Genomic DNA, 13191 nt, shown 5'->3' on the forward strand with positions numbered 1-13191 from the left:
GTTCTTAACTATTGCTCCAATTTCTTATGATCAAGATAAATATTTAAATCCAGAAATGGATTTTCTTAATGATGAAATTAAAGATTTATTATTTAGAAAAGTGCTTTTGGGTGTCGATGAGGCTATAAAAAATAAATCTCATATCATAGTTTTTCCAGAGTTAACTCTTTCAGAAAAAGGATTATCTAAAATTATTGATTATCTAAAGAGAAAAGGTAGTAGATTAGTTGTTATAGTTGGATTGGAATATAAAAAGAATAGATCATATATGAGAGCGAGTAATGTAACTGCTATATGTATTCCAATTAAGAGGAAATTTAACTTGTTTGGAGAATCTCATCTTATTATTAGGCAAATCAAAAACTTTCCTATGGCAGAGGAATATCAAATTCTGCATGAAAATGGGTATAATTATGAAAGTGGAAATGCATTGTACTTATTTAAGTCGTCTTCTTGGAAAAATTTTTCAATACTTACTTGTTCCGATTTTCTTTCATTGACTTTGAGGTGGTTATTACAAAGACAAATACAGACATTATTTGTTCCAGCGGCAAATATAGATACTTCTACCTATGAAGTTGTATCGGAAAGCTCAATACGTGAACTGTATTGTATCGCCGTTGTATGTAATAATCAAATGATGGGAAAGAGTTATGTTATTGCACCATATTATAATAGCTTTGACAGAACAGTTTTTTCACATACTGGAGAGACAATATCTGAATTTCATTCTTTTGGAATTAAACCTTCTGATTTTTATAAAATTCAAAAGGATTATCAAGGTAATATACCATTTCGTAAAAGAAAGGAAAAAGAAAAGAATAGCAGTGATCTCGAAAATTTTGATATTAGAGAATATAAACAACTTCCACCTGATTGGTTAAATTTATGATTGGATTATCTATTGATATTGAGACTTCGGGTTTAGATATTCTTCAATCATCTATCATAGAAATTGGTGTTGTCCAGTGGGATTTTATAGGAAATAAGCCACTTAATATGTTTAGTAAATTAGTTCGGCATGGCAAGAATGAACAAAATTTTTCATCAGAAATTGAGAAAATAACTGGAATAGCCAATTCAGATTTGAATCATTTTGGTTATAATTTAGCTGAAGTTCTATTTGAAGTAAAAGAACTTATAAAATATTCGGACTTCCTTTGTGGTCACAATGCGATTTTATTTGATCGTGAGATTTTATATAGGCTATTTCTTAATCAAATTAATTACCGACTAGAGTGTCATTGGATTGATACAATGTTCGACTTGGAAACGAATGATGAATTCGGATCACGAAAATTGCGTGATTTAATTAAAATTTTTGATATTCCTTCTTTTTTAGATCATAGGGCTTTTTTTGATGCTCTTTCTGTTATTTTACTAATTTCAAAAACTGGATTTGAACAATGTTATAAAAATTCATTATCAAATCTTATTCGTATTTCAATAGAACTTGAATACGAAAATAGAGAACAAGCAAAGAGGAAAGGTTTTTTTTGGAACAAAAATCTTAAATGCTGGGAAAAAATAATTAGAAGTCATAAAAAAAGTGGGTACATGATGTCGAATTTGAAAGAGGAGATTATTTATTTTCCATAGAAATTTGATTATTGTAATCTATTCTTAATATGAATAGCTAAAGCTAAGGTCATTTTACACAAATCGTAGTTGCGTATATTGGATTTCTAACATATTTTGAAAGGTCCTTTGACATTATGAATGGAAACTTCAAAATTGTCATTTATGTTAAAGTTAACAAACATTGACGCTAATCTGCCAAGTAGACCTCAATATAAAGTATGTGTGTCCAAATTCGTAAATTGGATAGGTCGGAGACCTATCAGTGAAGAAACGCTTCGTGAGTACTTCCAATTTTTGTTGAAGGAAATGTCTCCTGCTTCAGTTCGATTAGCAAAAACTTCAATAAAACTATGGATATTAAAAAGTCATCCTAGTCGAAATAATATTGTGTTTAAGAATGGGATTCAGATGCTTTTCCACGAATTGAAGGTTCCTAAACCAAATGTCTCTGTTACAGACTCAAAGCTTCTGACAGAAAAGGAGTTGAAACTTATGGCAAAGAAGCTCCCGAAAAAGTATTCTTTGATTCTGCGGATTTTGTATGGAACTGGTTGCAGAATTAGTGAATTGTTGTCGGTCAAAATTTCACAATGCAACGATTTGCAATCGCATATTGAAACTAAGGTCATTGGTAAGGGAGGAAAGGAAAATATTCTAATAATTTCAAAGAGCCTCTACATGAAAACTAAAGAGGTTTTCGGAGGAAGTGAATATTTATTCGAGAATTCACTGACTGGTAAACCGTACACTAGGCAAATGGTCCATCGAAATTTCAAAAGCATTGGATTAATTGAATTGAATCGACGAGTTTATCCGCATCAGACTCGTCACAGTAGAATTAGCCATTTATTGCGGCAAGGGAAGCCCTTAGATGCAGTTTCTCGATTCGCAAATCATTTTAGCAGTTCGTTCACTGCTACCGTGTATGGACAAAATAAATTAGATACAAAGGAAATTCTTAAATCGTCATATATTTAAATATTCTAAAGTATAGTATGTTTTCTCTTTCCTTTATTTAAAAATAAAGGAAGAGTGAGATAAAATAGGATCAGAATTTACACTCTAACCAAGGATATAAATTAATTATAGCTTTGTTGAAGTGTAATTTTAAAATTTTGAATGCTTTTTTTCTGCCAACACGACCGTATATATTTAACAGATGAATTCGATAATCGCTTAATTCATGGCGAATAAAATTCCTCATAATTCTCTTCAGAAATTCATCATCCGATTCTAGTGTTGCCCAATTGAAATTTCCGTTTTCAATTTGTCTGATATTGAAATGATTAACAGCCTGTTCTAAAAGAATAGATTTTTCAATCAGAGGGATCGAAATCTCAATATTTTCTACATCTTTCATTATTTTTTTTACTTTTGTATTTAATGCTTTTTTTGAACCGTCTCGCCGTTTTTTATTTTCTTCACGATACTTTAAAAAATCTTCAGAGTTCTCAATTTTAATCACATTTTCTTTATTATACAGTTTAATTGAATGTTCTGTTTTATAATTATTATTTTTAACTTCTTTGTCTGGACTGGGAAAAAACATAGAGATCATTTTTTCTGTCCAAAATCTCGACTTTTTTAATTCTTGTTTAGTTATGAAGATTTCCTTCTGTTCTTCATCTACCTTGACCCATTTTCCATGTATAAATTTGTGCAAACCAAGCCTCCTAAGATAATCATCTCCTTTAAATTATACTCCTTTTTCGAAAATTAAGAGTAAGGTTGAATATTTTGCCTGAATTTTCAAAAAAAAATTAGGAAGAAACTGAGTTCCGAAATGGTTTTGATCTCTTTTTTTTATATAACAAAGTTTGGTTAAGATTAGTAACTCCATCCCGATTCATATGTTTTCACATATAAGAATTTATCGACCAGATTAATAGTAATTTTTGCATAGATTGATTTAAGAATTACTTATATTACGATCTTGAGCATTCCAAACTTTAGTTAGCATTTGATTGAACGCAGAACTTGGTTTCACATATTTGTTGGCGATTACATGGACGAATTTTTCAATACTGCCAATCTACATGTGCAGTGGGCAGCTGATTTAACTTTTTTCTTAATTCCCTCCAATTTGGTAGATTTTTAGATAAGATCGATTTAAACTTGGCACTATGAGTTTTTTCAAAGGCATGGGTTAGTTCGTGGTAGATGATATACTCGATACAATCAATTGGCTTCTTTGCCAATTCGGTATTGAGCCAGACTTTCTTTTTTCCAGGAACATAGGAACCCCATCTCGTTTTCATTTTACGAATCCCGTATGTTATGTTTGATAAGCCCATTTTCTTTTGGGCACTAGCCATTATTTTATCGGTTTTCAATTGAAGTTCTGATTTGTAGTAGTCTTCAAATAGTTTTTTTACTTTTGGTTTTGAGATTCCTTTGGGAATAGATAGAATGATTGAAGTGGATTTTAATTGGATCGAAGGTTTCGACTTTGTTTCGACCAATTTAAGCAGGTATCTTTTTCCGAATAGATAATGAGATTCTTTGTCTAAAAATTCTCGCTTTGGCTCTCGTTCTTGTTTCTGGAGTTTTTCTCTTTGTTTTTTGATCCAACTAAGTTTCGAAATCGTGTATACTCGGACGATATCCTTACGCATGCGGAGCGGAGCAGAGATCACTACTTCTCCGTTAGGTGGATAAACGGAAAGATGGATATTCTTGATATCCTTATAGGTTACAGAAATCTCAATATTTTGAAGTGTAAACTTATCTGTATTCTGGCTGTTCGGCAATGATTTTAAAGATTCTCTCTACTTCTTCAACGTTCTTGTCCATTAAATCATAAATCGTCTTTTTTAAAACATTTTCTTTAGTTGGGTTGCCATGCCAATCATCAGGTCGATTAAAATTAATTGCCTCATGTAGTTTTAGGGCAAGCTCTAAGTTCTGATTGAGATTGTTGTAAAGAGCTACTTGACCTGGGGTTTTGAGTTGGGAAGGGGCATCGGATTGATTGCCTTTGGCTACTCTTTTTGCAAGTTCCATTACTCTTTTTAGGTAATTTTCATATGAAGTGGCTCCTTTTTTTCGTTCCATAATGATTTCTTGGAGGAGTTCACTCATTTTATTATAGAAGGCTGGGTCGAGTAGGTGGTCACGGATGATTTTTGATCGGATGTTGTTTTCAATTGTTTCGGCGGAAGCTTCTCTATTTCTTGGAGTATTGGCACTCTCTTCCTTTAAATGACTCAAACTCTCTACGAGTTCTAAAAGTGGAAGGTTTTCAAATAAGGAAATAATTTTAGATTCATCAGCTTGGATGTAATGGTCGATTAAATGTCGCATGTCTGCTTCATAAGATTTTAAATCGATTACATCACCTGATGCGATTTTGATTTCCTTACGAAGTTTCACATAGAACTCAAATTTAGTTTTGTAATAGTTTTCTTCTTTCAGAGTGTACCCAGCTTCTTCAAATTCGTTAGCAATATTGGCAAACGAACGAACGAAAGTTGCTGTGAGCTTGTAAAGATTGATTCGTAAAAATTCAGTATCTTCTAAATCCTCAGGTTTTTCTGTGTTTCCACAAAAGTAACGTCTATAAGATAAACTATCCTTTGGTGGTTCAACTGCCTCGCACAGAGTTTCCAAAGCTTCTAGATGTTCTTCTAGTTTTTCTCTTGCAGTCTTTAGGCGATCTTTTACGGCAATGGATCCATCTTCGTGACTGGTTTCATTTTCATCACTAGCAAGTTCGGAAGTATAGACCTCTATGGCATTCTCTACCTTTTTAAATAGGTCTTTATAGTCGACTATGTATCCAAAGGGTTTTGTTTCCCCATTCAAACGATTCACTCTGCAAATCGCTTGGAAGAGTCCATGGTCTTGCATATTTTTATCAATATAAAGAACTGAGCAAGCAGGTGCGTCAAAACCAGTTAACAATTTGTCTACGACAATGATGAGTTTCATGAGTGCAGGTGTCTCGATGAAAGTTTTTTTTACTTCTTCTTCGAATTGATCTGCATCTTTACCACCAAGCATCGCTGTGTACGTATTGTATATAAATTCCTTTTCAGTGTCTGTTCCTTCTCCAATGTCCTCTGTTCGAATATCACCCTTGTTTGGTGAATAGGAAGTAATGACCGCACATTTTCCTCTAAGGTTTGTATCTTGGAAGAGTTTGTAGTATTTGCATGCCTCGTAAATACTACCTGCAACTAACATCGCATTTCCGTATTGGCTACTCAGGGCGGGTCGATTGGAAAAATCGAGTAAGATGTCCGAAACAATCTTTTCCATTCGGGATTTGGAACTGAGAACTTTTTGCATGGTTCCCCATTTTTTCTTTAGTTCCTTTCGTTGGTAATCGTTTAGACCTTTGGTTTTGGCATTGAACCATTCGTCCACTTTTTCGGGACTGCTAAGTCGTTGATCGATGTCTCTTGCTTCGTACATCAAATCCAAAACTACTTCATCTCTTACTGCTTCATTAAATCGGTATTGGTGGATGTATCTTCCAAAGACTTCCTCGGAGGTTTGTTTGTCCTTTCGGAGAAGAGGAGTTCCCGTGAAGCCAATGAAGGTTGCACCTTTCAGGATGGCTTTCATCAATCGATGGAGTTTACCCGATTGGGTTCTATGTGCCTCATCAATGAAGAGAAAGATTTCTCCTTGGGTTTGTGGAGGATTCTTCTTTATGCTTTCTAAGTAGGCATCAAAGTCATCCACATTGTTTTTTCCAAATTTATGGATAAGGGAGCAAAGTAAGCGAGGAGTTGCCATCGAAAGTTGCCCAATCAAATCCTTACCACTTGTGGTACGGTAAATCTTGTCACCCGATTGTTTAAATACTTTTTCGATTTGGGTATCTAATTCATCTCGATCGGTAATGACAGCAACCCTTGCATTGGGATTGTTTTCTAGGATCCAACGAGCAAGGATCACCATTACGAGTGATTTGCCACTGCCTTGAGTATGCCAAATGATACCACTTTCCTTTCTACTGACAAAATCCTGAGCAGACTTGATTCCAAAGTACTGGTGGTAACGTGGTAGTTTTTTGATTCCACCATCAAACAAAACAAAGTCGTAAATAATTTCGAGAAATCGTTGTTTGTTGCAAAGTTTTAATAAGTATTTATCTAAAAGATTTCGTGAGTTATCTTCAATCTCTTCTTTCCAATTGAGAAAGAACTTTTCTCCTGTTCCGACTGTTCCATAACGGAGACCTTCCGTATCATTCCCTGCAAAGACAAATTGGATTGTCGTAAAAAAATCTTCGATGGCATCTTTACTTTGGTTCCGAATGTTTTGTCGGATCCCTTCAGAAACAGATGTGGTAGCCTTCTTCAATTCTAATACGGCAAGGGCAATTCCATTCACATACAAAACCAAATCAGGACGTTTTTCCGATTTGCCAACAACGGTTACTTCTTCAGCGATTCCAAAGTGGTTGTTTTCAGGATGTTCCCAATCGATGAGTATGATCGTCTCGGCATTCTCACTAGCGGATTCTTTAACTGGGATGCCGTAACGAAGTAGGGAATAGACCTCCCTGTTCCTTTCATACAGCGATTTGCCAAATTGGTTGTTGGTTTGGTGGAGGAGGTCGAGAGTTCGGGATACTTTGGTTTCCGAAATGCCTCGCCTGGATAGGAATCGGGCGAGGAGATTCGGGACAATATTTTTGTTAGATTGGTCTCGCCAATCTCCTAGATAATCATAACCCAACTCGTTTTGAAAGAGTTTTATGACTCGGTTCTGCGTTGCCCTTTCGATCTCGCCTATTTTCATACTTATTTTTCAAGTATTGAAAGATCGTCAAATAGCCGTCAAATGGAAAATTTAAAGTTGAATCTTATATAAGGTTCGTTTGGGATTGCAACTTTCATTAAAGAGCAATTTAAGATATAAACTTTTCCTAAAGTTTACATAATGTCAAGATTTCACTTCATTTTAGAAACTCATAGAAAAAATGCTTCACTTTTAGTTTCAACAATATTACTTTTCCATTGTATGGGAGTTATAGATTCTTTATGAAATCACGATTGTTTTTATTTGTATTCCTTTTTTTTAATTTACCAACAGAAGGCTCGCCATCCAACGAAAAGTGTCCCGTTGAATATAACGAAAAAGTTGTAGAAATTGACGATCAGTCTTTCATCCAGGTTTCTTCCAATTTGAATTCAACATTAATTCAGTATGAAGAAGCGGGGTTATATTCAGAAGGATTGGCACTAGTTAAAAATGGATACACTCAACAATTTATAGATCAATCTGGCAAAGTCGCAATAGATTTATCAGATAAATTCTTTTTCTTTCAAAAGCCTTTTTCCGATGGGAAGGCAGTATTCTTTAACATTGAAAATCAAAGGGGAGCTATCAATAAATCAGGCGATGTTCTTTTCTTAAAAGATTATGATCAATTAATGTCCTTTAGTGAAGGGATAGCTCCATATATGAAAGATAATAAGCTTGGTTTCATTGATGAAAAGGGAAATGAACTTACTAAGCCAATATTTGAATATGACCACAAGATTAAATTTGAGGAAGGCTTTTCTGTAATAAAATCTCGTGGAAAATACGGATTCCTAGACAAGAGAGGAAAAATAATAGGAGATATTATTTACGAAGATGCGAATCCATTCCGAGAAGGATTGGCTTCAGTAAAGCTAAATGGTAAATGGGGATTTATAAATACGAAAGGAAAATTGGTCATTCAAAACAAATTTGAAAACGCAGATTCATTTTCGAACGGTTTGTGTACAGTGAGGATAGATGGGAAGGTTGGTTATATAAATACCAATGGCGAAATCGTCATTAAACCTCAGTATACGGGTGGTCGTGATTTTTCTGGAAATGTTGCTTTTGTAAGTACAGGATTCGATTTAGGGTTAATCAACGCAAAGGGAGAAACGGTGTTTAATCCGATCTTCGATATAGACATTCGCTCAAGATTTGAAGGTGATGTAGCACCAGTACGGATAAAATCGAAATATGGAATTATAAAGAACGATGGAACTTTTGTAAGAAAGGCTGAATTTGATAACATTTCTGAGTTTTCGAATGGATTTGCTTGGTTTGAATTAAATCAGCTTTATGGCGTAATTGATAAAAATGGAAAAATAGTGATCAAAGCTCAATTTAAAAAAATGCCCAGGATGACGGCAGGATTCTTAATTGTAGAAATAAATGGTCTATACGGGTATATAAAGATTCCTGATTGTGTATAACAAGTGCTAAGTTATTCATGTGAAATCAATTCTTGCTTTTGAACTGCCTCGTCAAAGTAACTCTGAGTGCCTTCGAAATTGCTACTTTTGGTTCGTTCTTTTTGTATTTGCAATTTGATAAAAAAATCCACATTAGGACTTAACTGCGAGAAGACGTTGAGTTGGCTTTTTCTATGGTTCAAAACTTTTGTATTAGTAACGTTGGACTTAGGTTCCTGAGACAAATTGGGAACTGGGAATCTTTTACACTCTGTAGTTTCCTGCAAGTAAGGAATTTTATAATTGCAGAAAATCGGTTAAATGCAATTAAAGAAACGGAAAAGCTCGGTTATGAAGGTATATCCTTCTTATTAACTATTCCATGGCTTCGTTTTCTGCGAGGGATTTTCCTTTATCATCCTTCCATTCAGTCATCCCATTGGCATTTCTTCCCATCACAATCACAGCACCTGCCGAAGGAGAAGAAAAAAGAAAATCGTGAGTGAAGATATAGTGATCGCCTTCTACTCTTAAGGTTCCATCGGCAATCAGCTTTTCACGAAGTCTCATGTATCCTTTTGCCCATTTCTCCATAGATGGAACTAATTCCATCATTGCTTGGCTTCCTTTTTTAACTACGAAACCTTCTGTTGTGAGAAAGCCTGTTGCTTTAATGCCTTTCGTTAAAATTGTAAAGTCCTTCGACTGAGAAGATATTTTCTCGGATTCCCTTTTATCTATTCGTTCGAATAATTTGAATCCTAATGTGTGAACTGTTAGTTTGATATTTTCAAGGAACTCTTCCATCTCCGCTTGGTCTGCTTCGGATATGGATGTTTTTGCGGGCACTGTAGAATTTTCCAATTCATAGCGATTTGCCTCTTTTGCTAATTCAAAAAGCCTTTTCTCTAGATACTTTACATGAGCTTTGTTTAGGTTCTTACTAAAAACACAAACTGCTTCAATCCAGAATTCTTTAGAACCTAAATGTTGTTTGAGCCTGTCTAGGATACTCTCTGCTTCGCCAATATAAACTAAGTCTTTTTCTTCATCTTCTGGATTCTTTCCGAATAGAAAATATACACCCGTGGAATATAAATCTTCCCTATTGATGGATTCCTTGATCAGAGTTCTTGGAATTTTATATGTGATTCCATTCCAATTGGAAAGTTCCGCAGAGATCCTTCCGCTGGCGTCTCCATCAATGAGGAAGAGGGTGATCTTTTTGGGAAAGGGTTTCATGGGTTTACTGTCTCGTTAGTATTTCAAATTCGTCAAAGATAGTCTTGTAAGCTTTTTCTTTGATTTTTTTAACAAATTCGCCTCGTTTAATCCAATGATTTAAATTCCTCAGAAAGGCAAACTTCCTTTAACAAAGCATAAGCCATGGCTCTTGGAACTCTGTAAGAAGGGTGATAGAAGCTAACAAATTTCATATTCTTTTCTTTCCCAATCAGAATATCATATCCAGAGGATTTTAACTTAAGGTTCGGATATAAAAGATTCAAATACTCATCTTTTGCAATTCCAGTGATGATCACATCAGGTTCTATAATTGCGATTTGTTCTAGGATAAATTCTTTGTCTCGATTTAGATAATGTTCTAATTCTGCATCGTTTGCTGTTGAGCCTCCAGCAATTTTTTTCACATTCATGAAGGCAATTTTCCGAATTGAATCAATCAAGTTTTCTTCAGATATAGATTGCACAGGTGGAAAGTTATTCAGTATTCCGTAGCTCCATTCAGCGATTCTCCTCGAAAAGCCAAATTTTATGCCATATTTCCACCAATCTCGGTAATCCTCTTCGGATTGCTCTGGATTGTTTGATTCTTTGGTGAGTACTAAAATTTTCACCTTAGCTTTTAAATACTCTTCTTCATTTATTATTCCATCGGAAACAAAGCTATTCTTAAATTCAGGATGCGAGTTTTTCCATTTTTCGAATAAAGCGTTCAGTTTTTCTGTTTTTGACATTGTTCCTCCTTTGTTTCTAACGATTGTTTTAAGTATGAATTGATTTCAAATTTAAGAGCTGTAAAATTTTCTGTTTTAATCGAAAATTAATATTATGAGTATTTAGGTATGATTGTAGGTAATATGATAAAACTTGTTCTGCCCATTTATTCTTTTTTTCCTCATAATTTTTCTTTAAATCAGAAATGAATTTAAAATCGATATCCCCATGTTTTAAATGCACTTTCAATGATAAAAGTTCATAGGCAGGGTACATATTTGCAGATGTAATTTCATCTACTATAGGCAATAATTTATCAGAACCAATATAATCTGCAATTTTATCAATCATGCTTACAGTTATAAGAAAGGCGAAAAATCTTATCGATTTTTCTATAAATTGCCTTTTCTCATCTTCTGATAATTCCTCTTTTTCAAGTTTTAAATCCAATCTTTCAGACAACCACTGTTTATATTCTTCGGATTGCATATCTTCTAGAAGAAAATTTAGCACTCTTAAACCTAATTCTTCAGTAGATAAAACTATTTCCTTCAGCTTCTTCTTTTCATAGGAACCTGCACGATTTTTTGCAATTTGACCTAGAACTTCCATAATCTTTAAAGATTTGCTAAATTCTCGAAGTATTGGGCTTTCATTAAGATTATCAGAAAAAGGTTCATTCGCATTCTCTTCGATTTTTCGTTCAATCTTTCTGTTTTCTTCTGTAGATTTTTCGGAAAGAATGGACTTTGGTAGTTCATGTATAAGTTGAATCATGAAATCGGTTTCTGATTTTAATAATTTAGCTGGCTTTATTTTATCAAACGTTAGCAAAGAATGCAAAATTACATCGTCGATTATACTTAGATTTTGTGCGTGATGAACCGTAAAAATAATCGTAAATGCACTTTCTTTCGTATAAATTGTATCGCATAATTCTTTAATTAATTCTTTATCATTAGTTTCTGCTAAGTATTTTCCCAAAAAAAAGAAAAAAAGGTAGTGATGTTCAAACTCGATGACATTCTCTTTAATTCGAAGAATTGGGTATTCGTTGTTTCTAATTTTATTAATGATACTATCCGCAACTAAGAACCTTTCTTTGTACACTCTATTGAAATTACTTAAATTTTCACTTTCAGTATATTCCGCCTTGTGTTTGTAGATATCAAATGATAATTGAGTGAGGTAGTTAAATGCTGTATCAATTTCATCTGGTTTTAAATTTTTTCTTAAAAGGTGGGCTGTAATCAACGCTTGATAGCAATGTCCGTATGCTGTAATTTTGTAATCATTTGGCATAAATGCTTCTAATGATTGTAATATGCTGAGAATATAAAATGGATATCTAGGTACAATTTGATTTTTGCTGATTATTGTATTAACTTTATCTTCTAGTAAATCGACGTCTTTGTCTGATATTTGATTCCCTCCGATAGTTTTCCACTTCCGAATAAGGTCTTCTTGTTTATCTAACGTGAATTTTTTTATTTTGATTAATTTACAATCATCTGATAGATTATCATCCTTAAAATAAGTTAGATATTCATCAGAACTCATTAGTATTATGATTTTACTATAGTTTTGTTCGAGATAAGGCAATATATTTTTTGAAATTAAATGATGAAAGTCATCTATTATGACAACTTTGTTTTGTTGCGATTTCCATAGCTCAAAATTTCCATTATACTGTTTTTGGAATTGATCTTTGAAATATTTCTCAAAATTGATAGTTTTTTTGATCAGTTCGCCATCAAGCAAGAGTGAATAAACGTTTGATTTTGCTAATTCCAAAGCGATGTTTCTGGCTATTGTTGTCTTTCCTGAAAGTTTATCTCCTTCAAATAAATAAAATTTATTAGTATTCTTCGGATTAAAAAATAGCTCATTCCAATTCGTTATGGATTCTTCTTTCGAAGAATCAAAGTTTTCGCCCAGTAATTGGGGAAAAATGAAAATGTCATCTAAAGTTAGTTCTTTTTTATTTTCTGAAAGAAATTCTATATTCGTTAATTCTTTCTTGAAATCTTCATTTATTAAAATGGAATTTTGATATTCTGTAATTACTTTTTTAAGTTCTTCGTAGATATTAAGCCAAGCCTTCTCTTGAGTATCCCATTCTGAAACTGGCTTCGCATCTTTTGGGATAATTTGATGGGAAGAACACTTCGCATCCTTCCATGTACAGGGTTTAATTATAATTGGGATAAATTTTTTTCCCACAGATTCAATCGCATATTCCATTTCCTTAAGACATGCTTGAGAAGATAGGAAGTTTTGAGAGAGCAGACCAAGTATTATATGTGCTCCAGAAAGATTGTAATCAATCTCTTTTTTCCAGTTTTCGCCTGCGAGTATTTTTCTGTCATGCCATTCATCAATAAGATTTTCGTTTCTTAAATTGGTTAACCATTTCTCAAGTTCAATACGAAATTCTTCATCCTGATGACAATAACTGTAGAATAATTTAATTTTATACATG

10 protein-coding genes are annotated in these 13191 nt (G+C 33.6%); 4 read left to right on the plus strand and 6 right to left on the minus strand.

Features of this window, described 5'->3' with window-relative positions; translation table 11 throughout:
- The 3 genes from EHQ43_RS19585 to EHQ43_RS11655 form a co-directional block, all read left to right on the plus strand.
- The coding region (locus EHQ43_RS19585) for a carbon-nitrogen hydrolase family protein (RefSeq protein WP_476737595.1) at positions 1–892 on the plus strand (892 nt) is incomplete at its 5' end.
- Positions 889–1599, plus strand: coding sequence for a 3'-5' exonuclease (locus EHQ43_RS11650; protein WP_135771288.1), 711 nt, complete (start codon positions 889–891; stop codon positions 1597–1599). The genes EHQ43_RS19585 and EHQ43_RS11650, both read left to right, overlap by 4 nt.
- Positions 1600–1743: 144 nt before the next feature.
- Positions 1744–2559, plus strand: coding sequence for a tyrosine-type recombinase/integrase (locus EHQ43_RS11655; RefSeq protein ID WP_208731041.1), 816 nt, complete (start codon positions 1744–1746; stop codon positions 2557–2559).
- Positions 2560–2629: 70 nt separating this feature from the next.
- Here the strand turns inward: EHQ43_RS11655 and EHQ43_RS11660 are convergent, their stop codons facing one another.
- The 3 genes from EHQ43_RS11660 to EHQ43_RS11670 form a co-directional block, all read right to left on the minus strand.
- On the minus strand, positions 2630–3244 hold the full coding sequence (locus tag EHQ43_RS11660) for a hypothetical protein (RefSeq protein WP_135771290.1): 615 nt from the start codon (positions 3242–3244) through the stop codon (positions 2630–2632).
- Between the two features lie 355 nt (positions 3245–3599).
- Entirely contained in the window at positions 3600–4331 is a 732-nt protein-coding gene (locus tag EHQ43_RS11665; protein ID WP_244242782.1) for a M48 family metallopeptidase, read from the minus strand.
- Positions 4306–7335 carry a type I restriction endonuclease subunit R gene (locus tag EHQ43_RS11670; protein WP_135771291.1) on the minus strand — a complete coding sequence of 1010 codons (3030 nt, stop codon included), beginning with the start codon at positions 7333–7335 and terminating at the stop codon, positions 4306–4308. The genes EHQ43_RS11665 and EHQ43_RS11670 overlap by 26 nt, the downstream gene beginning before the upstream one ends.
- 242 nt (positions 7336–7577) lie before the next feature.
- Here EHQ43_RS11670 and EHQ43_RS11675 point away from each other — a divergent pair, with 242 nt between their 5' ends.
- A complete protein-coding gene (locus EHQ43_RS11675) occupies positions 7578–8774 on the plus strand; it encodes a WG repeat-containing protein (RefSeq protein WP_135771292.1) in 1197 nt (398 codons plus the stop codon).
- Positions 8775–9128: 354 nt separating this feature from the next.
- On the opposite strand, the gene EHQ43_RS11680 is transcribed toward EHQ43_RS11675, so the two are convergent.
- The 3 genes from EHQ43_RS11680 to EHQ43_RS11690 all read right to left on the minus strand — a co-directional run bounded on the left by EHQ43_RS11680 (position 9129) and on the right by EHQ43_RS11690 (position 13190).
- The gene (locus tag EHQ43_RS11680) at positions 9129–9995 is read right to left on the minus strand and encodes a GIY-YIG nuclease family protein (RefSeq protein ID WP_135771293.1); all 867 of its coding nucleotides are present in this window, start codon (positions 9993–9995) and stop codon (positions 9129–9131) included.
- 86 nt (positions 9996–10081) lie between these two features.
- Complete coding sequence (locus EHQ43_RS11685) at positions 10082–10729, minus strand: hypothetical protein (protein ID WP_135771294.1); 648 nt, start codon at positions 10727–10729, stop codon at positions 10082–10084.
- Between the two features lie 28 nt (positions 10730–10757).
- Entirely contained in the window at positions 10758–13190 is a 2433-nt protein-coding gene (locus EHQ43_RS11690) for a TIR domain-containing protein (RefSeq protein WP_135771295.1), read from the minus strand.
- Position 13191: the final 1 nt, after the last annotated feature.

The organism is Leptospira bouyouniensis, assembly GCF_004769525.1.
GTDB lineage: Bacteria > Spirochaetota > Leptospiria > Leptospirales > Leptospiraceae > Leptospira_A > Leptospira_A bouyouniensis.